The 24,093-nt window shown below is 39.6% G+C and carries 22 protein-coding genes and 1 pseudogene; 5 read left to right on the forward strand and 18 right to left on the reverse strand.

All coding sequences use genetic code 11. The annotated features are described in order from the left end of the window. A partial coding sequence (locus tag V7K44_RS08505; protein ID WP_334930486.1) for a WD40 repeat domain-containing protein occupies positions 1-936 on the forward strand: 936 nt, incomplete at its 5' end. Positions 937-1,221: 285 nt separating this feature from the next. Beyond that, positions 1,222-6,690 carry a trifunctional serine/threonine-protein kinase/ATP-binding protein/sensor histidine kinase gene (locus V7K44_RS08510; RefSeq protein ID WP_334930488.1) on the forward strand — a complete coding sequence of 1,823 codons (5,469 nt, stop codon included), beginning with the start codon at positions 1,222-1,224 and terminating at the stop codon, positions 6,688-6,690. Here the strand turns inward: V7K44_RS08510 and V7K44_RS08515 are convergent. Both V7K44_RS08515 and V7K44_RS08520 read right to left on the reverse strand, forming a co-directional pair. Further along, on the reverse strand, positions 6,663-6,821 hold the full coding sequence (locus tag V7K44_RS08515) for a hypothetical protein (RefSeq protein WP_334930490.1): 159 nt from the start codon (positions 6,819-6,821) through the stop codon (positions 6,663-6,665). The two genes, V7K44_RS08510 and V7K44_RS08515, sit on opposite strands and share 28 nt — an antisense overlap. 48 nt (positions 6,822-6,869) lie before the next feature. Continuing rightward, a complete protein-coding gene (locus tag V7K44_RS08520) occupies positions 6,870-7,670 on the reverse strand; it encodes an RMD1 family protein (protein ID WP_334930492.1) in 801 nt (266 codons plus the stop codon). A gap of 229 nt (positions 7,671-7,899) precedes the next feature. On the opposite strand from V7K44_RS08520, the gene V7K44_RS08525 reads away from it, so the two are divergent. Both V7K44_RS08525 and V7K44_RS08530 read left to right on the forward strand, forming a co-directional pair. Next, positions 7,900-9,384 (forward strand): CIA30 family protein, encoded by a 1,485-nt coding sequence (locus tag V7K44_RS08525; protein WP_334930494.1) that lies wholly within the window; start codon positions 7,900-7,902, stop codon positions 9,382-9,384. Between the two features lie 80 nt (positions 9,385-9,464). Next, positions 9,465-9,812, forward strand: a complete 348-nt coding sequence (locus V7K44_RS08530; protein ID WP_334930496.1) for a hypothetical protein — start codon at positions 9,465-9,467, stop codon at positions 9,810-9,812. A gap of 113 nt (positions 9,813-9,925) precedes the next feature. Here the strand turns inward: V7K44_RS08530 and V7K44_RS08535 are convergent, their stop codons facing one another. From V7K44_RS08535 to V7K44_RS08550, 4 genes are all read right to left on the reverse strand, one after another. Then, positions 9,926-11,446, reverse strand: coding sequence for a GH3 family domain-containing protein (locus tag V7K44_RS08535; RefSeq protein WP_334930498.1), 1,521 nt, complete (start codon positions 11,444-11,446; stop codon positions 9,926-9,928). Then, positions 11,446-12,054, reverse strand: coding sequence for an acyl transferase (locus tag V7K44_RS08540; RefSeq protein WP_334930500.1), 609 nt, complete (start codon positions 12,052-12,054; stop codon positions 11,446-11,448). The genes V7K44_RS08535 and V7K44_RS08540 overlap by 1 nt, the downstream gene beginning before the upstream one ends. Continuing rightward, positions 12,051-12,803 carry a sterol desaturase family protein gene (locus V7K44_RS08545; protein ID WP_334930502.1) on the reverse strand — a complete coding sequence of 251 codons (753 nt, stop codon included), beginning with the start codon at positions 12,801-12,803 and terminating at the stop codon, positions 12,051-12,053. The genes V7K44_RS08540 and V7K44_RS08545 overlap by 4 nt, the downstream gene beginning before the upstream one ends. A 352-nt stretch (positions 12,804-13,155) precedes the next feature. Then, complete coding sequence (locus tag V7K44_RS08550) at positions 13,156-14,190, reverse strand: aromatic ring-hydroxylating dioxygenase subunit alpha (RefSeq protein WP_334930503.1); 1,035 nt, start codon at positions 14,188-14,190, stop codon at positions 13,156-13,158. A 131-nt stretch (positions 14,191-14,321) separates the two neighbouring features. Here V7K44_RS08550 and V7K44_RS08555 point away from each other — a divergent pair, with 131 nt between their 5' ends. Further along, a complete protein-coding gene (locus V7K44_RS08555) occupies positions 14,322-15,614 on the forward strand; it encodes a hypothetical protein (RefSeq protein ID WP_334930505.1) in 1,293 nt (430 codons plus the stop codon). A 26-nt stretch (positions 15,615-15,640) separates the two neighbouring features. On the opposite strand, the pseudogene V7K44_RS08560 reads toward V7K44_RS08555, so the two are convergent. The 12 genes and pseudogenes from V7K44_RS08560 to V7K44_RS08615 form a co-directional block, all read right to left on the reverse strand. Further along, positions 15,641-15,762 (reverse strand): annotated as a pseudogene (locus V7K44_RS08560) (type II toxin-antitoxin system VapC family toxin); the annotation flags it as partial. Beyond that, a complete protein-coding gene (locus V7K44_RS08565) occupies positions 15,759-16,004 on the reverse strand; it encodes a type II toxin-antitoxin system Phd/YefM family antitoxin (RefSeq protein WP_334930507.1) in 246 nt (81 codons plus the stop codon). The gene V7K44_RS08565 and the pseudogene V7K44_RS08560, both read right to left, overlap by 4 nt. 162 nt (positions 16,005-16,166) lie before the next feature. After that, complete coding sequence (locus tag V7K44_RS08570; protein ID WP_334930509.1) at positions 16,167-16,631, reverse strand: SMI1/KNR4 family protein; 465 nt, start codon at positions 16,629-16,631, stop codon at positions 16,167-16,169. 14 nt (positions 16,632-16,645) lie between these two features. Next, positions 16,646-17,038, reverse strand: coding sequence for a deaminase domain-containing protein (locus tag V7K44_RS08575; RefSeq protein ID WP_334930511.1), 393 nt, complete (start codon positions 17,036-17,038; stop codon positions 16,646-16,648). Between the two features lie 32 nt (positions 17,039-17,070). Beyond that, positions 17,071-17,355, reverse strand: a complete 285-nt coding sequence (locus V7K44_RS08580) for a 2Fe-2S iron-sulfur cluster-binding protein (RefSeq protein WP_334930513.1) — start codon at positions 17,353-17,355, stop codon at positions 17,071-17,073. 18 nt (positions 17,356-17,373) lie between these two features. After that, complete coding sequence (locus V7K44_RS08585; RefSeq protein ID WP_334930515.1) at positions 17,374-18,579, reverse strand: P-aminobenzoate N-oxygenase AurF; 1,206 nt, start codon at positions 18,577-18,579, stop codon at positions 17,374-17,376. 47 nt (positions 18,580-18,626) lie between these two features. Beyond that, entirely contained in the window at positions 18,627-19,532 is a 906-nt protein-coding gene (locus tag V7K44_RS08590) for a ferritin-like domain-containing protein (RefSeq protein WP_334930517.1), read from the reverse strand. A 176-nt stretch (positions 19,533-19,708) separates the two neighbouring features. Then, positions 19,709-20,761: an aromatic ring-hydroxylating dioxygenase subunit alpha gene (locus V7K44_RS08595; protein ID WP_334930519.1), complete on the reverse strand. Its 1,053-nt coding sequence runs from the start codon at positions 20,759-20,761 to the stop codon at positions 19,709-19,711. A gap of 5 nt (positions 20,762-20,766) precedes the next feature. After that, positions 20,767-21,507, reverse strand: coding sequence for a hypothetical protein (locus V7K44_RS08600; RefSeq protein WP_334930521.1), 741 nt, complete (start codon positions 21,505-21,507; stop codon positions 20,767-20,769). Between the two features lie 261 nt (positions 21,508-21,768). Further along, complete coding sequence (locus tag V7K44_RS08605) at positions 21,769-22,773, reverse strand: aromatic ring-hydroxylating dioxygenase subunit alpha (protein ID WP_334930523.1); 1,005 nt, start codon at positions 22,771-22,773, stop codon at positions 21,769-21,771. Beyond that, positions 22,757-23,179, reverse strand: a complete 423-nt coding sequence (locus V7K44_RS08610) for an Mpo1-like protein (RefSeq protein ID WP_334930525.1) — start codon at positions 23,177-23,179, stop codon at positions 22,757-22,759. The genes V7K44_RS08605 and V7K44_RS08610 overlap by 17 nt, the downstream gene beginning before the upstream one ends. 343 nt (positions 23,180-23,522) lie before the next feature. Next, positions 23,523-23,828, reverse strand: a complete 306-nt coding sequence (locus V7K44_RS08615; RefSeq protein WP_334930527.1) for a hypothetical protein — start codon at positions 23,826-23,828, stop codon at positions 23,523-23,525. Positions 23,829-24,093: the final 265 nt, after the last annotated feature.

The following is a 24,093-nucleotide window of genomic DNA, read 5'->3' on the forward strand; positions in this document are numbered from 1 at the left end:
ACAGTGCGCTTATGGGATATTCACGGCAACCCCATTGGTAAACCTTGGCACGGACATGAAAAAGAAGTCAATTCTGTCGCCTTTAGCCCTGATGGTCAGTGGATTATTAGTGCCAGCAATGATTCGACAGTGCGCTTATGGGATATTCACGGCAACCCCATTGGTAAACCTTGGCACGGACATGAAAAAGAAGTCAATTCTGTCGCCTTTAGCCCTGATGGTCAGTGGATTATTAGTGCCAGCAATGATTCGACAGTGCGCTTATGGGATATTCACGGCAACCCCATTGGTAAACCTTGGCACGGACATGAAAAAGAAGTCAATTCTGTCGCCTTTAGCCCTGATGGGAAATTCTGTATCAGTGCCAGCAATGATTCTACAATCCGCTTGTGGGATATTCACGGCAACCCTATCGGTCAACCTTGGCGCGGGCATGAAAAAGAAGTTAATTCTGTCGCCTTTAGCCCAGATGGTCAGTGGATTGTCAGTGCCAGCAATGATTTGACAGTGCGCTTGTGGGATATTTACGGCAACCCCATTGGTAGTCCTTGGCGCGGGCATGAGTATTGGGTAAATTCCGCAGCTTTTAGCCCTGATGGTAAACTGATTGTCAGTGGTAGTCTTGATGGAACAGTCCGCTTGTGGCAATGTGGGTGGCAAGAATGGTTGCAAGTTTGCTGCAACAGGTTACATTATCATCCCGTCTTTCAAAATCCTGAAAATGGCAGTGATGTAGAAATTGCCCACGAAACTTGTCAAAAATATGTATGGAATCCACAATGCCCTAAACAGTTGAATAACCAAGGTGCAGCAAAGCTAAAAGAGAAAACTTTTTCAGCAGCTTTGGAGGACTTTAACCAAGTAGTTCAAGTTAATTTCACATCGCACTGGAAACATGGTCTTGCTTGGCAATCAGTACCCACAGAGAACCAATAACTCGGACTACGGTTTGTTTAACTGTACTAGTACCGCAAGGCGGAAGTCAAAGTATAGAGCAATCGCATCATTGATTGGAATTTTTAAACGCTGCGATCTGATAAGCGTTACTTTATCACAGGTCAGAAATATGCGAGATACCGTAAGAATCAAGTAATAATATACACTTTTGTTCCAAATTATTTATGTAACATATCGTAAAAATCTGCTTATTTTCGTCACAAATGTTACAAAGCTAAACTTGCATGGGCATATTAAGAATGCTTATTATTGCAAGAAAAAACAATGACAGCAACTTTATCTGGTTATCAACTCCTCGAAACCCTTCACTCCGGTAGTAAAACCGTCATTTATCGTGGACGGCGAGAAACCGATAATGTCCCTGTAGTGATTAAAACTCTTCTGTGCGAACATCCCCCCCTGGAAGATATTGCTCGACTGCGCCACGAATATCAAATCATTGAGTCCCTGCGAATTCCTGGCATTGTTAAAGCCTACGAGTTAAAGAATTATCAGCATGGTTTGGCTTTAATTTTGGAAGATATTCCAGGTTGCTTGCTCAAAGAAATGATTACAACTCAAAAAACTACCTTGATTACTTTTCTCAAGGTGGCGATTAATTTGACACAGACTTTAGGAGAGCTACACGCCCAAAAAATTATACATAAAGATATTAAGCCGCACAATATTTTAATTAATCCTGAATCAGGGGAAATCAAACTGATTGACTTCAGTATCTCCTCGCGCCTCGATCGAGAAAATCCTACTTTGAGCAATCCTAATTTGCTTGAAGGTACACTTGCCTATATGTCGCCTGAGCAAACAGGCAGAATGAACCGAGTGTGCGACTATCGCACCGACTTTTATTCGTTGGGTGTCACCTTGTATGAAATGCTAACAGGTACGCTGCCATTTTATGCTAGTGACCCGATGGAGTTAATTCACTGTCACATCGCCAAAATGCCAGTCGCACCCTGTAGCGAAACCGTGTGTCGTGTTCTGGAAGATGTGCCAGAGGCGATTAGCGCAATTATTTTGAAACTGTTAGCGAAAACAGCAGAGGAGCGGTATCAAAGCGCTTGGGGACTGAAAGCGGATTTAGAGGAATGCTTGTTTCAACTTCAAGTGATTGGCAAGATTGAAAACTTCGTACCAGGAAGACGGGACAAATCTGGGCATTTTTTGATTGGACAACAACTCTACGGACGCGAAGCAGAAGTAGCAACATTAATGACTGCATTTGAGCGTGTGGCAGGAGGTAGCAGCGAACTCATGCTCGTCTCTGGTTATTCGGGCATTGGCAAGACGAGTGTCGTCAATGAAGTTCATAAACCGATTGTGGGGGCAAGGGGTTATTTCATTGCAGGCAAGTTTGACCAATTCAAACGCAATATTCCCTATGCATCGTTGATTCAGGCATTCCAATCTTTGATTGGGCAATTACTAACTGAAAGCGAAGCCCAAATCCAAGTGTGGAAAGAGAAACTGTTAACCGCATTGGGAGAAAACGGGCAAGTCATTATTGATGTGATTCCAGAAGTCGAACTAATTATTGGAACTGTGCCACCTGTTACACAACTGGGAGCCGCAGAATCTCAAAATCGTTTCAATCGCGTTTTTGGGCAATTCATTGGGGTATTCACGAACCAAGACCATCCCTTAGTTGTTTTCTTGGATGACTTACAGTGGGCAGATTCGGCATCACTGAACTTAATTGAGCGATTGATGACGGATACTGAGCGCAAATATTTATTACTAATCGGGGCATACCGTGATAATGAAGTTTCGCCCACCCATCCATTGATGATGAGTTTGTCCAAAATTCAATCCTCTGGTGCATTGGTGAATAACATCGTCTTGTCATCATTGCAGTTAAGGGATGTGGAAGCATTAATTGGCGATACATTGAATCTCATAGAACACATTCAGCCACTAGCAGAATTACTATTCCATAAAACCGGGGGGAACCCCTTCTTCTTAACGCAACTGCTGAAAACCCTACACCAAGAAGACTTGCTAACATACAACTTCCATTCCGGGGTGTGGCAATGGAATATTCAACATATTCAAGCGATCGGCATTACTGACCTGAATGTTGTTGAACTGACAGCGAGAAATATTCGCAAACTGTCATTAGAAACGCAAAAAGTTCTTAAACTGGCTGCTTGTATTGGTAATACTTTTAACTTAGATGTATTAGCGATCGTCAACGAAGCATCTTCTCTAATAACTGCGGCGCAATTGTGGTCAGCCCTGCAAGCTGGGTTAATTCTGCCGTTAAGTCAGGACTACAAAATTCCCTTAGTGTTTAGTCAGGAAGAATCTGACGGAATTAATTTAACTGATGTCAAGGTTGATTACAAGTTTTTACATGACCGAGTACAGCAAGCGGCCTATTCTCTGATTCCCAACGATCGCAAGCAAGCAACTCATCTAAAAATTGGTCAATTACTGCTGCAAAATACGACACCAGAAGAACGCAAAGAAAATATATTTGCTTTAGTTAATCAACTCAATTATGGTACTGATTTACTGATATCTGAAGCAGAAAAATATCAACTTGCAGAACTAAATCTCATTGCAGGTCAAAGAGCAAAAGCAGCCACAGCCCACGATTCCGCCATCAAATATTTGCAAGTTGGTTTGGGACTGTTAGCAGAAGAAAGCTGGAAGTGTGAATATGCACTGACATTAGCACTGCACTCAGAAGCGGCAGAGGCAGCTTTTTTGAGCGGTGATTTTGAAGAAATGCAGAGATTGTTTGAGATCGTCCAAAACCGTACTGTGACGCTACTGGACAAAATTAAAGTGTATGAAGTCCAGATGCAAGCTTATATGGCACAGAACAGGCTGCTAGAAGCGGTTAACACAGCGCTACAAGTTTTAAAGCTGTTAGGGGTGGAGTTTCCCCAAGAACCGAACGCGTCAGATATTGGGCAAGGATTGGCGGACACTGCGGCAATTTTGAGTGGAACGCGAATTGAGGATTTAATTGAGCTACCTCAAATGAGCGATCGCTATAAATTAGCAGCCATTAGACTTTTGTCAAGTATCTTTGCTCCTGCATATATTGTTGCTCCTACACTGTTGCCCTTGACGGTGTGCAAACAAGTACAATTATCCGTCGAATATGGTAATGCTGCCGTTTCTCCCTTTGCTTATGCCAATTATGGTTTTCTTCTTTGTGCCATTGTGGGAGATATTGATTCAGGTTATAAATTTGGTCAGTTGGCTTTAAATCTAGTGTCAAAGTTAAATGCTCAAGAAATCAAAGCCAAGACAGTTTTCATCGTAAATCTATTTATCCGACATTGGAAAGAGCATCTGAAAGAAAGCTTAGAGCCTTTGCTGTCAGGTCACTCTAGCGGAATGGAGACAGGAGATTTAGAATATGCAGGATATAGTTTATTCCAGTACTCCTGTTTAGCTTACTTTAGCGGTAAAGAACTAACTGTCCTTGAAAGAGAAATAGCAAGAAGCAGAGATGCTATTCATAAAACCAAGCAAGAAACAGCGCTTTATTATATAGAAATCTATTGGCAGGCTACCTTAAATCTACTGGGAAAAAATGCAAATCCCTGCCTGCTCAAGGGTGAAGCCTGCGATGAACATATAAGGTTGCCACTCCACCAGCAAGCAAACGACAATGGGGGAGTTGGCTACATATATTTGAACAAATTTTTGCTTTGTTATTGGTTTGAAAATTACTCGGAAGCGATTGAGAATCTCGCTATAGCGGAGAAGTATTTAGATGCAGTGGTAGGAATGCCCCTTGTTCCTCTATTCAATTTTTATGATTCTTTAGTACGGCTAGCGGTCTATCGCGATCGCTCAGAGTCAGAGCAAAAGGCCATCCGCGATCGCGTCCAAGCTAACCAAGAAAAAATCCAAAAATGGGCGGATTATGCCCCAATGAATCATTTACACAAATTCTATTTGGTAGAGGCAGAACGGCATCGAGTTTTAGGCGAAAAAATCGAAGCGATCGAGATGTACGACAAGGCGATCGCACTTGCTAAAGAAAACGAGTATATCAACGAAGAAGCGATCGCTCACGAACTCGCAGCCAAATTTTATTTGTCATGGGGTAAAGAAACGATTGCTCAAATCTACATGACTAATGCCTACTACGCCTATAGCCATTGGGGTGCTGTTGCTAAAGTCAAAGATTTAGAATCACGCTATCCGCAATTAATTTTGCGGTCAAACACAGAAAAAATAGAAACGAATTACCTACACACTATTCAAACAAGCTCTACTACTACAGGAGGCGCTCACATTCTCGACTTCATGACAGTGATGAAAGCTGCACAGGTGCTGTCAGAAGAAATGGTGCTAACTCAGCTACTCGAAAAATTGATGAAGATTGTGGTCGAAAATGCTGGCGCTCAACAAGGTTACTTTATTACCAAGCACGAGAATCAATGGATGTTAGAAGCGACGGGAATAGTTATGGGTAAGGAGGTTAGCGTTGTTGTTAACACAGAAGATAAAACTAATTCCCTCTTACTCCCGGTTGCCTTATTAAATTATGTCGAAAGAACCAGAAACAATCTGGTTTTAGACAATGCTGTTAAAGACTCCCGTTTTGCGGCTGATGCTTATATCACCACTTACCAATCCAAGTCAATTTTGTGTTTGCCGCTAATTCACTCTGGCAAGTTTACTGGTATTATTTACCTGGAAAATAATCTCATTTCTGGTGCTTTTACTCCAGAACGGGTGAATGTGCTGAGTCTGCTGATAGCACAGATTTCCATTGCGATCGACAACGCTCGTCTCTACACCAATCTGCAAGTTTACTCGCAACAACTAGAAGCCAAATCACAAGAACTCGAAGCTAAAAATGAAGCTTTCCAAGCATCCGAAAAGCGCGAGCGAGAAAAAGCTGAACAACTTGCACAATCCCTGCACAAACTCCAACAAACCCAGGCTCAACTTGTGCAAACCGAAAAAATGTCAAGCTTAGGGCAACTAGTAGCTGGCGTTGCCCACGAAATCAATAATCCAGTCAATTTTATCTTTGGCAACCTAACTCATGCCAACACCTATACCCAAGAGGTGCTGAGACTGCTGGAACTTTACCAGAAACATTACCCATCTCCCCATCCAGAGATTCAGGAAGAAGTAGAAGCAATGGATCTAAAATTTCTACTAGAAGACTTGCCCAAGTTACTGTCTTCTATGCGGGTTGGGGCAGACCGAATTCGCCAAATTGTCGCTTCTCTGCGAACTTTCTCACGCATGGACGAAGCCGAAATTAAAGCCGTTAATATTCATGAGGGCATTGAAAGTACCCTGATGATTCTGCAACATCGCTTCAAAGCAAAGTCAGATCGTCCGGGTATTGAGCTTATTAAACATTACGGCAATCTGCCCCAAGTGGAATGCTATGCAGGACAGCTAAATCAAGTATTTATGAATGTGTTGAGTAATGCTATTGATGCTTTAGAAGAGTCATTAACAGACAATCAAGGACAAATAAAAATTCCAACTATTACTATTCATACTGAACAAATTAATGCTCATCAAGTCGAAATTCGGATTGCAGACAATGGGATGAGTATACCAGAGCCTGTTCGGCAACGCTTGTTCGATCCTTTCTTCACCACAAAACCTGTGGGTAAAGGAACAGGTATGGGCTTGTCGATTAGCTACCAAATTGTCACCGAAAAACATGGTGGTTCACTGTCTTGCACTTCAGAACCCGGCGAGGGAGCGGAGTTTCAAATCCGTATTCCAGTTTGCCAGTAAGTTAGTAACTGTTGATACTTCAACTTAGTATTATCAAGTAAGGCGATCGCTGCTTTTTTCTGCCTAGTTTCAGTTCGTAGCCGAGCTTGCAATTCATTAATAGTGTCGCTCTGAGGAGCGATTTTTACCACTGAATTTTGAGTAGTTGCGATCGCTCCCTCACAACCCCAAATCTAGCATTAGCCTTTGAAAAGGATGTCATAAAGTGACAGTAAAACCTCTACCACAATCAAAATCACCACATACCACTCTACTCGCTGACTACTGCTATGCTGCATGAACTCCAGCACCGTTTGGGCGGTTTGGGCAATTAGCTCTAGTTTACGTTCCAGGGCATGGTGACGCTCACGGATTTCGTATTCATCTTCCAAGCGCAGATATAAGTTTTCTAGCTGTGGGGCTTCCCAGAGTAACTCCGGCTTATCGATAATTTCTACTTGACCCACAATCTTATGTTGAACTAATAGGGTAGTCCCAAGTTGACGTAGTAATTCTCGGCTTTTTTGTCTACTCCTGTTTTCACGCTGAAGACTAGCTGCAAACGGTTCAATTTGATCGAATACAGTCGCTAGGCTGGTTTCATAGTGAGACAGTACAACACTTTTGGCGAGAATATCAGCCACTATTTGCAAGCGTTCTATACTCAATTCATGCAGTAAAATTTTTCCTTCTTTAGCTCGTTCACTCTCACTAATACTGAGATGAACTTCCACCTCTTCTGTTTCCGGGTTGGCAAAAGGGCCGCTAATTTGAGAGGATAGTTTCGTCAAAAAGGCTACCTTTTCTACAGGCTCAAGATTAAACAGGACAACTGCACCATAGCCCAAGAGTACTGCGTAGCCTTCTTCACCGACTTTAACCAATACTGGCATACTCGCCAAGCAAACGTAATTCTCCAGCGTCTGTAAATTAATACCTTTACCAAGGAATAGGGCCTGCGCTCTAAATCTATCTTTGTCATTAAAAAGGAGTTTTTGCATTGTTGCCCGGAAGCTATATTCTGCCTGCTTTACTGCTCTGGGAGCGATAGTAATTTATGCCTGTTGTCAGAAATAACTACAATCTCAGCTTACCATTTCGTCTTTCCCCTACACCCCATACCCTGTTTTAGATACTCTTGCGCCCTGAATAAATTACAGCGCTTTTCAAGTAATTGAATGACACTCCCTCCAAAATTGTTAGAGTAAATAAAGTTATGAGGACGCAAATATGACTAACAAAAATCGTTCTCAATGGGACTTAGGCAGGTTTATCGAAACCCTGACTTACTTTGAGGTAATTCCTTTCCTTAACTGGGTACAGCAGTTAATCCAAGGTCGTCCTAAGGATAATCAATATAGACCCAATGGAGGAAGCAACGTGGGTGTAATATTAGTAGCAGGTGCAACAGGTGGTGTCGGTAAACGAGTCGTGCAGCGATCGCTCCAACAAGGTTATAAAGTTCGCGCCCTAGTTCGAGACATTGACAAAGCGCGGTCAATTCTTGGTAATGATATCGATTTAGTAGTTGCGGATATCACGCAACCAGAAACTTTAACTCCTTTAGTTATGGCTGATATCCAAGCTGTAATTTGTTGTACAGCAGTACGCGTACAACCAGTTGAGGGAGACACAGCAGACAGAGCTAAATATTATCAAGGTGTTAAATTTTACCAGCCAGAAATTGTTGGTGACACTCCCGAAAATGTAGAATATCAAGGAGTCAAAAACTTAGTTGAAGCAGCGGCAAAATATCTACCCCAAGCAAAGGAACAACTAATATTTGATTTCACCAAGCCATCAGCAGAATTAAAAGATAACTGGGGAGCATTGGATGATGTCGTTATGGGTGGCGTGAGTGCCAGTAATATCCAATTAGTAGAAAATGCAGCTTTATTTGCAGGTAATGTTTCCACTGCTAACTCTGGCGGATTTGCTTCTATCAGAACTAAGAATTTTGATCCACCCTTCAACTTATCTAGTTATGAAGGTGTGAAATTGCGTGTCAAAGGTGACGGTCAACGCTATAAAATCTTTCTGCGGACAGATACAACATGGGATGGTGTTGGCTATAGCTATTCTTTCGATACCGTAGCTAATACCTGGATAGATATTGAGATTCCCTTTGCAGATTTGATTCCCGTCTTTCGGGCAAAAGTTGTCAAAGATGCGCCGCCAATTGAGCAAAGTAGAATTTGTTCATTCCAACTGATGTTGAGCAAATTTGAACATGATGGCGCTTTAAATCCCAAATTTTCCCCAGGTGGTTTTGCTTTGCAGTTGGAATCAATTAAAGCTTATGGCGGGACAACTTTACCACAATTTATCCTCGTCAGTTCAGCAGGAGTAACTCGTCCCGGCCGCCCTGGCATTAATTTAGATGAAGAACCCCCAGCAGTGAAATTAAACGATCAATTGGGAGGAATTTTAACTTGGAAGTTGAAGGGAGAAGATAGTTTAAAAGAAAGCGGAATTCCTTATACAATTATTAGACCTTGTGCTTTAACTGAAGACGCAGGGGGTAAGGAATTAATATTTGAGCAAGGTGATAATATTAGAGGCAAAATCAGCCGTGAGGATGTGGCAGAACTTTGCGTGCAAGCGCTAAAACTAGGAATAGCATCTAACGTCACATTTGAGGTTAAACAGGGAGAAAATACTGTCAATATCAATTGGCAGAGTTTATTTTCTAACTTACAACCGGATAAAAGATGAAATATCTACAGATTTTTAGTCTGTAAATTATCTCAATCAAGTCTACTTAGATAGACTGTTCTAACAAGTCAGCTATTGATATGAAAAAAATCAAGGTGCTAGTAATCGCCGGGATTTTAGTAACAATTATCTGGGGCAGTTTTTTTTCCAGAACTGCCTCATCGCAGCAAGTAGAGTCGCGCATCTACAACCTGGAAGCAGACTTTAATCGTATTGAGTCGCGGTTAAATCAGCTAGAGTCTCAGCTAGGTAGAACCCGGCAGTCTCCATCCCCAAGAACAACACTTACCCCACGACAGTCAACTGGTTCTAGAAGGAACTTAGCACACCAAGATCCGATGTTTGATCGACTTGCAACTTTAGTAATTGAATTGAAGCAACAAGTTAATAAATTAGAGGAGCGAGTTGCTAAATTAGAATCACGCTAAATATTTAATCAAATTTAAAAAGGCTAGTACGGCAAGCGGAATTAAAAATTAAAAACGAAGACAGTTGTACTATTTAAGGCAAGAGACGCGATGAATCGCCGTCTCTACAATAATCAGTCTTTCGTCTTGACGGCAATTTGCAACTTCAATTCTTGTAAAAGTTCATTGCTAATAGGTGATGTTGCCAGAATTGGATGCTTAATACCTCCCCAAATACTTCCAGTGCGGATACGATGGGAAACTAACACTTCAGGAATTTGATTAGAGATTAAAACCTGTGGTGGTGCAAGTTGTCCGATAGCTCTAGCTCTCTGGTAATGATATGATTCTGATAAAGCTAAATCCAGTTGTTCGGCAATAATTTCTGGGGTTTGTTTTGCCGAGTCTAGTAATAAAATATAGTGGGGAGGATCGGCAATTGGCATTAAGCTTTTAAAATTAGTTTCTTGCAAGTTCAACAGAGTCAGAGCGTTATTTACAAAGGTTTCTTGCAACTTTTCGCCCACCAAATCGCTAACGGCTTGATGTCGTCCGAGAAACTGTAAACAGGGAGTGTGGCGATAGTAATGAGTTACCCGGATGCGATCGCCAATTCGATAACGATATAATCCCCCTTTCTGCGATAAAATAACCGTGTATTCCTTGCCAGTATTGAGTTCATGCAAACCATACAAGGAACCAGCCTCATCCTCAAACTCGAAAAATACTTCATCGAGAACTGGCACACATCCCCCAGCGACAATCAAAGGAATCGTTATTGGGGCTTCCGTTGCTAGTAGTCCCTTACCTTGAATTAATACACCTGGAAATTGCGATCGTAATCCCTGAGCTTGATCTGCTGCATTGGCACTATCCCAGCAAGAAATCAGCTTCAAATTTGGCCAGAGTTGCATCCAGGGAATATTACTTTCGCAGAGGAGTTGCAGCCGATGATGTGATATCCGGTTGTGTAATTCCGTTTGCAATAAATCCTGATTTTCTTGAATATATTTTAAATTTACTTGTAGAAAACTAGGACTCCAAATAGAAATAATTTCTAGTTTTTCAGCTTCTAATAATGCCAAAGCTAGTTGATGTTTAAACAAATTCGCATCATGCAGTTGATTAAGTTTATTTGGCATCACCAACCAAGGACGCAAAAACCAACGCAACCAGCCATCTAAATAATCTAAATCGTTCTGTAAACTTTGATTATCAGCTACATCTAATTGTGGCGAGATACAAGCATAAATCTTGCCTGTATTAAATTTCGGGCCATTTACAATCAAATCATGCGCCCATACACAGAACATCTGATTAAACGATCGCCGTAAAGATTGAGTATAAGGAATCAATTTCACCGCCCCACTACTACCAGAGGTTTTTTCATAGAATAAAATAGGTTCTGGTGTGAGGGCAATTTGCTGCTGTTTTTGATTTAAGTAGGGTTCGAGCGCATCATAATCTACAATTGGTACACGTTGCCAATCGTCTACAGAATGAATCCCCAAGGTTTTACCATACTCGCTTTTAATTAGGCGATCGCAAATTTCCCTTTTTACAGATGTCTGCATTAATGGGTTATCCAAAGCTCGATAAAATCGCTTCGCAACTGGCGCGAGGATTTGCCCAAAAAGCTGAATAATCGGACGCATTATTGCACCTTTTGATTAGGATAAAGCTTGGTAGCTGCTGGTAAATAAGAACCATCAGCAACGACTACACCAGGAGCAAGATTAGATCCAGCCCCCACAAAAACATTGCTGCCAATCTGGACTTTTTTGACATACAACATTAAATTTTGCTTGCGGGGTTTAATGATGTGGCAATAGATACCGACACCATGCCCGACAACGACGCGATCGCCAATTTCTAATAAACTGCGATCGGCAATCTCCAATCTTGTTGTCCAGTATACATCTCGCCCCACTTTAGCACCCCACAATCGCAACCAACAGGAAAATACCCCCGGAATCAGTCGCAGCACTGCTTCCAACACCGGAATTGCAATATAAATTACTTGGATTTGATGACTACCCCACCAAGGACTATATTCTTCACCTAGTAGATAACTAATACCCTCGCGCACAGGATAAACCAATTCATGCAAGCGGTAAACTAGCACTGGTAGCCCATAAATAGAAAGCAACACCGCCAGAATACTAAAGATGTTGGGTGAATAAGCGAGGTAGATTATTGCTGCACCAGTTAGCAATAATATAAAGGTGGGGAAAAACGAAAGAATTTTGCTGATAACTGTCATGAAAATGGGAATAAAAGTTTTTGGAACAAGTTTAATGAAATTGTAATTCCAATTATAGATGGCAAATTTTCGCTTTCATAATATGTTCTATGTAACTTATCCCAAATTTTCAGATTAGCCCCATAGTTATAATTGTGGATTTCGCTGCAATGATGCCAAGCATGATCTTGTGGTAAGATTAACCAAGAAGATAAAAGTTGATATAGCCTGCTATTTCCAGGAATGATTAAGCGGCTATGTCGCCATAAATCTAAAGCAGAAGTTAGACTGACTCCAAGTAAATAACCTGTGGGATCGGCTAACAGAAATATAAATAAGGTGTGTATCCATAAATAAATAATTAACAAACTTGTCCAAAGTGTGTTGCGAGAAGTTCCTAATACATCCATCTGAGTAACAGTATGATGGACTTGATGAACTTTCCACAACAATTTAGTATGTAATAAACGATGATTCCAATAATATAAATAATCAACTATAACAAAACTGATAATAAAAGTCGGTACTAATGATATTTTTAAACTTCCTTGTTGCACAGGTAATAAATATTGATATAGCGAATAAACTAAAGTAGCTTGTAGTAAGGGAATCAAAATTCCTTGAATCGTTAATCCTGTACTGTCTAGCAACCAGTCTTCACGAGTTTTTATTTTAAGTTGAGTTAGTCCAACCTGATTGGTAATAGTCCAACCAACTAATCCGATAAAAGTACTAAAAATTAGTAATTGTGCAAAGCTTTGTATTTCCACTTTTGATTACTCACACTGATTTTAAACATGGGTTTTACCCCACCCTAACCCTCCCCTTATAAAGGGGAGGGAACCGGATTTTCTAATCTCCCCCCTTTACAAGGCAGGGCTGATTCATTCCCTAAAGAGCTTTAAAAATCAAGGGTTCTAGCGATTAAAAATTAGTTATTTTGTTCCTGGCGTACCGATGAAACCAACTATTTTACTGATATTTCAGTGCTTAAATGTTCATCTCTTCGTCATGCTTACTTACAATTTTCTTGCTAAACATCTTGACAAATCCTGTTTGAAATGGGATGAATCAGCCCTGCCTTTACAAGGGGGGATTAAGGGGGGTAATTACGAATTATTTTTAAACCCAAAATGTAACTTCTACTGATTGATTTGGCAATAAACGCGGATCTTCTCCACGAGATATAGCCGCTATAATTGACTCTACAAATATATGAATTGTGTCCGCAGGCGTATTATAAAATTGTGTCCCGTATTTAGCGATCGCTTCACCCTGAATACCCAAAATTTCCACGTCTTGGCGGATAATGTGTTGAGCAGTCCACCGCACAAAGGGACGCGCTAATTTATTCCAAATACCGTAGTTATAGGTGACATCGGTGTAAACGAGAGTTGAATTATCAGTTTCTGGAATAGATTGACTGGTAATGAACAAATGACGATTGCGTGCCATTTTATACTCTACAGAGGTAATATTTGGCATATAAAAGCGATCGCTATGTTTAATCTCTGCATTCTGCAAATTCAGAAAACGGCTGTACCATCCCAAATTACTGTTTTCGTTGCGATACTCCACCAAAACCGAACCATTGCAGCGTTCTACAGTCATCTCTAACTTTTGTTGGCGGGAAGTACGGAAAACACCAGGATGAACAAAAGCCGTATGGGGAATATCAATAAAGTTCTCTGCACAATTAGTAACATTGTTAGCAAAACGGTTAATTACCCGCACCGTCTCCCATCCGGTTTGTCCATAGTGAGGCATAGAAAAGGTTTCAGTCTCAATACTTGGGGCAACGCTTGGCGTATCAGCTAACCGCACATAAACATAGCCATCTTGTTCTTTGGTAGCGTAACACTTGGCTCGACGCTGTGGGGAAGGTTTGAAATCATCTCCTTCGGCTGGAACTGCAATAACGTTTCCAACCCCGTCATATACCCAACCATGATAGGGACATTGTAAAGCACCATCACAGATTTTACCTGTTGATAGACGGCTATTGCGGTGTAAACAGCGATCGCGCAAAGCTACGGGTTGTCCATCTTCACCGCGAAATATCGCTAACCATTCTCCTAAAACGGTGCGTGGTAATACCTTGTTGGCTTGTAACTGTTCACTGAGTGCGACAATATACCAGAAATCTGCAAATTGCATAGTAGATGTAATGAAAGAGTATTAGGAATAAAAAGTCAATCTAAAAGATTGTTAGACTGATTCATATTTCGGGAATACTGCACACAGTAACCAAATATTTGTATGTAGTTAGGTGAGGGTATAACACAATAATGAAATTTGATTTTGATTCTCAATTTATCATCGATCTGCTAGCTAAAGCATCTAGATGCACTGTTATAGAGAGCGAAGGTATCTATCAAATAGTTCCACGCCGTCAATTTGCTCAAGATGTCAAGGTTAATGCTGATATTGAGAACATCAAGCAAATTCTTAAAAATATCAAGGCTAAGGAAATTTATGACGAAACCACATTATTTGATGATTTTTCATGTGAAGTTGTTGTTAGAGAGGAGTCATCACTTCCTTTCCGACGGTTTCGAGAAGATAAGCTTGAGATAAACGATGTCGAAGGAGGAATAATATATGAGTTATCCCATTGCAGTGATGAATATTTAGTTTGGTTGTTGACAAATATTTCTCAGGAGTCATCTTTTAGAGATTATGGGTTAGGGATGATAATAACTCCTAATAGGGTAAAGAAATTTTTGGAGGAGAGCAATTCAAGATTATCAATATTTGATTTTGTGCGTTTTACATCATCTCAACTTACTACTCTTAAAATCACGTCTAATAATAGAATTAATATTAAACGTTTCTCACAGCTTATTTATGCATTTCTATTTCAACTTGGTTACAACTTTGACCTGGCTTTTGTCCCTCAAAGATCAATTGAGGATATGTCTCGTCGTAGTCGAATAACAAGAATGCGACGCTCCTCTGTAGTCGAAGAAATAGATCCGCCACGTCGTTTATATAATGATGATTTAATCCATCATTATTTACTTGCAGTTTCAACTGACAATCCAGTGGTAGAGTTTCTATCTTACTATCATGTTTTAGAGCATTTTTTTGAGGATTTATTTAATGATGAATTGTTAGAAACAGTAAAAATTCATATTACTCATCCTGGGTTCTCTTATAAAAGAAAGAAAGATATAGGACAATTAGTCAATGTCATCAAAAAGTCTTTGCAAATTCGGAGTGAAACTATTACTTTCAGCGAAAGTGAAGCCTTGCGCTTGTGTTTAGCTAAATTTATAAATATTCCAGAGCTAGTAGCAAAACTTAATGAATATGACGAGGATTTAATAAATTATTATTGTGCCAATAGCGTATCCTTTTCTGGAGGAGCTATTCTAAATCTAGAAAATGCCGATATCGATCAGATACTGCGACAATTAACTAAAAGAATTTACTCTACTCGCAATGCTCTTGTACATAGTAAGGAAAATGAGTTAAAGAAATACAAACCTTTTGTGGATGAACGAGCTTTGTTGAAAGAAGTGCCTTTAATGCGATTTATCTCAGAGATGGTTATACTATCAGAGTCCACTGTTTTGTAAATAGCAACTTTTATCCCTATTTCCTAAATGCTGGCAACTGAGAGCCACAATTCATTGGTTTCATCGGCAATGTGTACGATCGCCTCCTCATTCGCTCTGGTTGGGCAAACCACCATAACCAACACTGCGTATCTAGCAAAAGTTTCACTCCTCACCGCCCTCAAATGCTGCCAACATCTCATCCGGTAAAGGAGTATTAAAGTCCTCTGGCACTACAAAACGCCCTTTATCCTGTCCTAAACTATCGCGGCGATTTGATGAGGTGCGAAACGGAACCAACTTTGCAATAGGAATACCTTGGTCAGAAATAATGATTTCTTCTCCATGCTCTACCCGCAATAAAAGCTGTGAGAGATTCGTTTCAGCTTGATGGATATTTACAGTTTCCATGATTTTATCTAAGTCTCTAAATTGAGTTTAACCAATTCATCCTTCCAGCCTGCAAATTTCAACATTACCGCGAAATAAAGTTTATTAATTTGCTTTTCGTTGGTACAAATTAAACAGTCTTGGGTAAAAAGAAAACTGATGTCAATTTTATGTGCTAAATATCTAACTCGCTAGAGACATCAAAGACTTTAAATAAAGGTCTATTTCCACCGCTAGAAAGTCACTAAACGTATCATGGCTTTTAACAAAATAAGGCTCTTCCTGCCCTTCGCAATATGAGTAAGTTGGTGGGTTATCACCTTCTGAAAGCCTGAAAAAGCTAAACTGATAACCCTGGTGCATGAAAAATACAAAAGCATCCTCTGGTAAAGCTTCAGGAAAATCATTTTCTTCCAAAAGTTGTTTAGCCCATTCTTGAATTTGCGGTAGATGCTGGTAGAAGCAATCTGAACCACGCAAAAACTTACCTGCACCATGCCCCATCATTTTGAGAAAATCTTTGTAATTACTGGGCAAAGTAATACCATTTTGTCGTTCAAATTGAATTATTTCCAAATCTGAACATGGCGAAGGCTGATTCTCGTTAAAAATAAGCTGAAGTGGTTCGGGTAAATTGCGAATTAACATTTATACCGACTCCTTTACGCAATGTTTCCGTGATGTACATTTAGCTGAATGTTCGGGAAAGTTTGTCTAAACTGCTTAATGACATACTCACACGAATCACATGGCTCTCTCTCGGTGAATAACTCAATCTTACCCTTTACTTCTCTATTATTTGTATATTTTTGGGCAATAGCTTCTAATATTTTGTATTCTGAATCTAAGTCTCTTCGGTGTCCGGTAACTTCAAAGGTTTTAAACATCGGTTGAGTCGGTACATCAACCGCTCCCTCTCGCAACAGCTTACCACTAAAGGCGAATAGCTCGGAAAACGTCTCATCTATCCAGACTCTAGCAATAGCAACATTTCGGGCTGGTGCTGGCACGTTACAAGTTTTACGAATTTCTGCGACGCACTTTAACCAATCCATACTTGTTCTTTTTATTGATTTTAAATCACCATCTAAATCTTACGAATTTCAACATTACCTGTAACATTAATCTGACAAGCTAACCGTGCATGAGGATTATTAGGTGCTAAAGTTTCCAACATTTCCTGTTCATCAGGTTGAGAAGGAGGAATATCGCCAATAATCTCAACCAAACAAGTGCCACAAATACCAGTCCGACAACCAAATAAAACAGGTGAATTATTAATCGTCAGATGTTCAGACAAATTTTTATGACATTCCAAAGTGATAGAAGCAAAATCACTTCCCGGAAACGATATATTACATAATTCAGGCATAATACGCAACAATTTTACCTAAGCAACGCTCTTCCATTCCTCTCTGCCCCTCTCCGTCTCTGCGTGAGCTAAAAATAAATCCCCTCGGTTTTCAAAACTTTGAAAAGCCCTTTGTTGAGTTGCCAAATATCGAAAAATTGAATTAGTAGCCATCAGCGACATATCCCGATTACGTTGCCAAAGATAATCAAGATTTCCAACATAGACCTGATAAGATTTCATCGCTTCCTGATGAGTTAAAAAACTGCGATGTAACCCTTCTGACTCTTCCGTAAAACAACGCCGCATCATTTCTTTAGCATCTTTGTCACTCATCTCAAAAATAGGCGATCGCAACACCTGATAAATCTTACTATACAGCGCCGGATCGTACCAAAAAATCCCGTTAATCGCAGCCGAAAAATGAAAATGATCGCGCTGACATCCCAGCAATCCTAAATTAGCTACCAGTCGCTCAAAAGCAGTCGGTGGCTTAAGGCAAGTGACAACATCATGAGATATAATTGTCGAACTATTGAAGTGAAAACTTTCATCCATAAAGTGATAATAAGAGACTTTAGCAGGAATTGGTGCAGCTTCAGGATGAGAATGTTTTTGATAATAATTGCTGAGTTTATGCTGTACTAACTTGCCGTTTAGTGTCCGCACTCCCCGAACTGTAAAATACTGACAAGCCAAAAAAGTATTATTAGCAGAAATCAACCCAAAGTATTGAAGTTGAATTTTTTTCCACCAGGTTTTTAGGGCATTGGTGTCAGCATAAACCATTGTTTCTGTAAAGGGGCCGCGCATGGGGTAGGTAAAGATAAGTTCCCCAAATAACGCTTGTTCAACCTGTTTAGCAATTGTGCGGAAGGCGTTAATGTGCGATCGCTCTTGGCAAGATTCCAAATCTAATGTATCGCAGATTAAGCGGAAATCTTCTTGAGCGTAAAGTCCGGCTGCACTGGTTTGATTGAAAAAGATAGTGGCAATTTCAGCAGAAACAATTTGTGAGTAGTAAGCTACCCAATAAAGTTGGTTCAAAATTATACGCTGATGTTGGCTGGACTGTTCCCATAAAGGTGTACCATATAACAGGGAAAACTCTTCTGGATTCCAATACTCGTTTTGACAATCTTCATAACAAAACTTGGTGACAGCTTCATCCATTAAAGCAGTATGGTCTTGCTGTTTGTTGCGAGTGTGGTTAATTTGTAATTTGCGATGAATAGTTTTTTCCATATCCGTTTTGATTTAACGCAGAGATGCAGAGATAAGATTGATATTGATTACACACATCGATGGGCGGGGAGGGGTTGAAAGGCTCCGCGTTCTTCCAAAGTTTGCAGGATAGACTGGGCTGATTTTATCCCCATAAGCGATCGCAATATTTGTAATCGCGTTCCACTGTGGGTTTCAGTATCCAGTTCTTCTAGAATTTGGATTTTTTGCGATCGCGTCAGATGTCCCTTTACTTGTTCAACTGCTGCTAGTACACTTTGCGGCCCCACCTGTACCATAAGTAAAAACTGTGCCAATATATCGAGAATTGTTGTTTGACTGGATGCAGAAATAGAAGTTTGGTTAAACAAGGTAGTTCCCATAGCGTGATGGCGGGATTCAGATTGTAAAAAACTGGAAAAAAGTTCTGTTAAAACTGGATGGCGACATTCCTTAGCTAAACGCCGATAATGGCTTAAACCCCATCCTTCTAAAACGACTTGCAGCACAAACAATAAAACTGTTTTATCTGCACTTTCAACCACTTCTGATAGTAAGCGCAAAAACGGATCGTCCGTGCTAGTTACTTCCATTTCTGGTAAAAAATGGCTAATTTGGTGAAGGTGGGTAGCTTCATCAGCCGTAAACAATCCATAAAGAATTCGTTCTTCAACTGTTTCTGCTAACAGTACCATTTTTGCCATGTAGCCAACGCCTGCTTTCTCAATGAAATATGATTCTTCTAACAGGCTGCGGTTGACAAGTTCTAGAATAACAGTTTGTTCCGTAATATTAGATTCTTGAAAAGTTTTGACTTTCTGTAAATTAAAAAATTCAGCATCCCAATAATTTAATTGTGGGTACTTAGCATAATTATTATGATTGGGTAATGCTGCTGTTAATATCCGTCGTAAACTATCATGAGAATTTGTGTGTGGTAGATCAAAACCAAGAATATTATATTTATAATCCATGTTTTTCTGCTCAATTAAAGTGAATTCAGGGTATATTATTCGAGGATATGCCAATTTTTCACAAACTCACGGGACTGACGCACAACCTTTTAGAACTGTCTTACCTTTGCCTTCTTCTCTGACGAGACGCTGCGCGAATGCGTTCTTTGCGGTTCATTTAATAATTAACTGCATTTTCATAGCAAATTAGTATTAGGTGTTGCTAAAGTTTGAATATTTGGATAGTTAACAGTGTCCCAAGTTCCCCAGCTTAAAGCTTTCTGATAATTAACGTGCTGAATAAATTCCAGAATAGATTGATCTGCTTTAGTAGGAGTTTTCAAATCAAACTGAATTGTCTGAAATACCTGCGTATCACCTTTTGCAAAGTAATTACCAACCTGCTGAGTTAACCATAACAAACCACGATTTAAAACCCATCCCCAAAACCCCGAACGCTTAGGAGTTACAAGAATTGTTTGCCCTTCAGTTTTTCCACCTTCTATCATTCGCAGCGTAAATATAATATAGAAGTGCAGAAAATCCGGCCCTAGCGTCACAGTGCCAGTGCTGCCATACCAGTAACACATACTATAAGTAACTTCGTTGCGATATAGAGGACGAATCAGGCGAATTAACCAAGAATCATCCCCTCCTCGTGTAGTGTTGCTGAAGGTAATAGCATTGGGGTTGAGGTTGCGAGAATCAAATACAATCTCTAAAGGCAGATTGTGTACTGTATTGAAATGGTGAGCATCAATCGCATTAATTAGCAAGACATTGGGATGGCAGTTTTTGACAAACCGAGTCCCCAATATGTGATCGCAATCTGCCTGTTCTAACTCTGGTACAAAAGGCAGCGAACTTGGCTTTTCTTCTCCCACCCAAACCCAAATCATGCCGTATTTTTCCGCCGTGTGCCAAGTTTTAATACACACAGGTAGCGGTTTTCCCAGAGAAGGAACATCTACACAAATTCCGCGACTGTCATACTTCCAATTATGAAAAAAGCAGCGAATTCCATCACCCTCTACCTTCCCTTCTGCTAAATGAGCGCCCATGTGTTGACAATAAGCATCTACAGCTACTACCTGACTACTAACTCCCCGATAAATTGCCAGATTCCTACCTAGCAAATTTATAGCTTTTACCATGCCAATTTTTAATTTTTTTGATGGTAATGCCCAGTACCATCCCTCTAGAAATTGAGTTGGATTATTAAAGTTTGATTGTAGGTTTGTAGATACCATAAAAGTTAAACAAGAACACAATCTTGCACAAATTTTAACGATGATTCTGACTCCCACATCCGTTTTCCAGCACGAGTGAGATTGTCATAGTTAATTTCAGTTAAACAAACTAATTCATCCCCGAATCGATAACCTGGGTTTTTTTCTTCAAAAAACTGGATATGGGGATTAGTCTGTCTTCCTGGGGGGATTTCAATCAAACCCTCACGAAGAATTTGGGGATGCTGAAAATGGACGATACCAGTTGCTTCTTGGTACAAACTACCATAGTATTCGCGTGCTAAATTCCCCATTAGATTTTTAACATCCGCAGGTGTTGTAACATCATAACGTGGATAGAAATCTTGCCAAAAAGTAGGGAGAAAACGATAAGTGCGAAAACCAGAGCAAATTAGCAGCCAGTAAAGTTTCTTTTCTGCATAGTGTTGACGCAGAAAATTGATGGCAGCAATCCAACTACGTGGTAGTGTTGTACTCGACCAAGCACTAGGATCAACAATAGTGTCGCCTGAATACACCACACTAATTTGTTCTCCCAAAAAAGTCTTTTGGCATAACATCAAAGTTGAAAATCCTTTGAGTGCGTTGGATGTTTCATCTCTCAACAACAAAACCCAGTTTTTGCGCTCTAGATCGACTAGAAACCCATCCCAGGTTATGCCTTGGAAGTGATTTTGCAGCAACGCATACATGGCGATGCGATCGCTTTGTTGCAAATTTTCAACAGGAATCAGCAAACTCTTCATTGCGCGGAAATTACCTAAACTCGATTTGTATTATATTTAATTAAAACTTTATCGACCATTATGGTAAATTTACGGTGTAATGTGACAGATTCCAGAATGGTTATTTACGCTACAATTCCGTATTCACATCTTGCACCTTCTCAATATAGAGTTGATGGAAATCGCCTACTCTACAAAATAATTAAGATGTATTTAGATTAAGAAACAAAACGCAACATTACCAAAGCTTTTGTTGCGTTACGCGATCGCTAATCCAACCTACTATTCTACACCCCTATTTTTTGACCATCGAGACAGTTCTAGCTGATTCACATACTTCATATATTCAGCTAATGGCTGATCAATACTAAGGAGTAACTTTGGATTAAAGCGAATATTATCGTAAATTTTGCCATCTTCATCTCTAAGCATATAGTAAGCCAAGCGAGTACAGAATAGCAAAAACTGATTAAGCAGATACCCTATAATACCTTGACGTTTTTCAGTTACATAAATCGGTTGAATTCTCGTTCTTCCAGGTGCAATTGGAGTATAAGCATATATCATATACAGTGGCGGAAAAAGCCTAACATCTTTCATCATTGTTAACAAGCCAATGCAACCATGAGCATAACGCATTGAATACTGATATGTAGAACCAAGAAATTTTTGACCTAACTTTTCTCTCCAAGTAGTTTGAGGGAATTTTCCTCGCATTGTAAAGTCTATTTGTGTCCCTAATTCGCTGCGATGTAGCGACAAATCTATTTTGATATCTAAATGATGAATTGTTTTTAAATGTTGAGCATCAATCCCATTCATCATACAAATATGATGATGACAACTTCTTTCAAATGCAATATCAGCTTGTGCAACAATTTCTTTTCCCTTCAATTCATCAAAATCAGCCACTCCCTCTGGTGCTTTAGCATCTGGATAAATCCAGATAAATCCATACTTTTCCTCTGTTGCATAAGCTTGTAACTTAGCTTGAGCAGGAATTTCTGATTGACAGGGAATATTTTGACAAAGCCCTGTTTCATCAAATGCCCAATGATGAAATGTACAACGAATCCAATTACCATCAACCTTCCCAATTCCTAAATCTGTTCCTAAATGAGGGCAGTAAGCATCCAAAGCCCGTATTTGCCCATCTTCACCTCTAAAAATGGCAATTTTATGACCGCATACTTCTACAGATTTTGCTGTTTTTTTAGGAATTTCATGGCTATGACAGGCAATATACCAACCCTTAGCAATTACATTCCAGTTATTGAATATTTGCATAATTGTTTGATAGATAATTATTTAATATTTCTTGTCGTTGGCGAATATCATCTTGATATTTACCCGTTAAAATTCTAAATAACATTTTACCTAAACAATAAGAAGCCCGCCAAGAAAATACAGCATCTTGTAAATCAATATGGCTACGCTCAAATAAAAAATGTCCGGTTAATCCCACCAATTGAGTTATCGGTAAGCCCAAGAGCAACCAAAAGTTTTGCAACTTCCAAGTATAAAAAAGTAAAGTATAAAAAAAGAATATTCCTAGAATGTGTAGAGTAATATTAATTGGATGTTGATGTTTAAGAATAAAAATATCCCAATAGTCTGTAAAAGGATGATCCAGAATTTGATGATTAATTCGATTTCTTACCTTTTGTTTAGGATTATAGTTGATCTCACTCATGAAAAGATGTGAGTTTCCTCAGATATCGTATGGGATTGTCGCCTTACAAACAAAGGTTCAAGACTACTGTCTTCAAAAGCGGATGACAATCAAGACTGATTTATTGAGTCTGCTGCCTACATTAATAAGGATGATCTAGCTTGCATTTTGATTCAGTGATTTGTTATACCCCCGCTTGATTGGGAGTCTTACCAGTCTATCTTTGTGTTCCGTTTGTTTTCTTTGTAAATCGTTAAATATAGCTTGCAAATCATATTGAAATGATTGAGCGTAATCTTCTCTGTACTTGTGAATTTCTTCAACTATTTCGTTTTTGTACATGATTAAGTTTCCTGATTATATCCTATGAATTCATAAGTTGTACAAATAACTGGTAAAACATATCCAAGTTCAGAGCTAATTTGTGATAACTTGCGCTGGATTTAATCATCAAGGATTGTAACATACTCAACCTTTGAGATGCGATCGCTGGATCTCCCTTAGCTGCTTCATCCTCAACAATTTCTGAAGCATAGAGAATGAATAAACTACGATTTTCATTCCACCAGTCTTGTGTGATCTTGATGTTGGCAGCAAGAATGAGGTTGTCTGTTGCTCTGGCGGTCAAGTGACCTAAAATGCTGGTTTCAATGTAGATGCTTTCCTTCACGGCAACTTATGATTCCTTTTGATCCAAACTATCCCCTTAATTTATACTATTGATGGTTTTAGCCTCCCAGATAAACTAAAACAATCATACTTACCAGCGAGTAATAGAATTTATACGTTAATAGTCATTGTCAGCTACACAAATACCTTTACATTTAATACCGTTCGTAGCAGTGCGCTGACAATGAGAACATAGAACTTTTTCGTTTTCTGTTTCTTTCTTTATATTTATACTAGTGCTTTCCTGTAAATTATCTTCGTCGGTC

Origin of the sequence: Nostoc sp. (genome assembly GCF_036917235.1) — a bacterium.
Classification (GTDB): Bacteria; Cyanobacteriota; Cyanobacteriia; order Cyanobacteriales; family Nostocaceae; genus Nostoc.

Bases quoted from the DNA above. Each gene is read 5' to 3' on its own strand.
- V7K44_RS08510 (WP_334930488.1), top strand. From the start codon at position 1,222: ATGACAGCAACTTTATCTGGTTATCAACTCCTCGAAACCCTTCACTCC.
- V7K44_RS08525 (WP_334930494.1), top strand. From the start codon at position 7,900: ATGACTAACAAAAATCGTTCTCAATGGGACTTAGGCAGGTTTATCGAA.
- V7K44_RS08565 (WP_334930507.1), bottom strand. From the start codon at position 16,004: ATGGAAACTGTAAATATCCATCAAGCTGAAACGAATCTCTCACAGCTT.
- V7K44_RS08540 (WP_334930500.1), bottom strand. From the start codon at position 12,054: ATGACAGTTATCAGCAAAATTCTTTCGTTTTTCCCCACCTTTATATTA.
- V7K44_RS08575 (WP_334930511.1), bottom strand. From the start codon at position 17,038: ATGGATTGGTTAAAGTGCGTCGCAGAAATTCGTAAAACTTGTAACGTG.
- V7K44_RS08530 (WP_334930496.1), top strand. From the start codon at position 9,465: ATGAAAAAAATCAAGGTGCTAGTAATCGCCGGGATTTTAGTAACAATT.
- V7K44_RS08535 (WP_334930498.1), bottom strand. From the start codon at position 11,446: ATGCGTCCGATTATTCAGCTTTTTGGGCAAATCCTCGCGCCAGTTGCG.
- V7K44_RS08585 (WP_334930515.1), bottom strand. From the start codon at position 18,579: ATGGAAAAAACTATTCATCGCAAATTACAAATTAACCACACTCGCAAC.
- V7K44_RS08590 (WP_334930517.1), bottom strand. From the start codon at position 19,532: ATGGATTATAAATATAATATTCTTGGTTTTGATCTACCACACACAAAT.
- V7K44_RS08610 (WP_334930525.1), bottom strand. From the start codon at position 23,179: ATGAGTGAGATCAACTATAATCCTAAACAAAAGGTAAGAAATCGAATT.
- V7K44_RS08520 (WP_334930492.1), bottom strand. From the start codon at position 7,670: ATGCAAAAACTCCTTTTTAATGACAAAGATAGATTTAGAGCGCAGGCC.
- V7K44_RS08605 (WP_334930523.1), bottom strand. From the start codon at position 22,773: ATGCAAATATTCAATAACTGGAATGTAATTGCTAAGGGTTGGTATATT.
- V7K44_RS08550 (WP_334930503.1), bottom strand. From the start codon at position 14,190: ATGCAATTTGCAGATTTCTGGTATATTGTCGCACTCAGTGAACAGTTA.
- V7K44_RS08570 (WP_334930509.1), bottom strand. From the start codon at position 16,631: ATGTTAATTCGCAATTTACCCGAACCACTTCAGCTTATTTTTAACGAG.
- V7K44_RS08595 (WP_334930519.1), bottom strand. From the start codon at position 20,761: ATGGTATCTACAAACCTACAATCAAACTTTAATAATCCAACTCAATTT.
- V7K44_RS08555 (WP_334930505.1), top strand. From the start codon at position 14,322: ATGAAATTTGATTTTGATTCTCAATTTATCATCGATCTGCTAGCTAAA.
- V7K44_RS08580 (WP_334930513.1), bottom strand. From the start codon at position 17,355: ATGCCTGAATTATGTAATATATCGTTTCCGGGAAGTGATTTTGCTTCT.
- V7K44_RS08600 (WP_334930521.1), bottom strand. From the start codon at position 21,507: ATGAAGAGTTTGCTGATTCCTGTTGAAAATTTGCAACAAAGCGATCGC.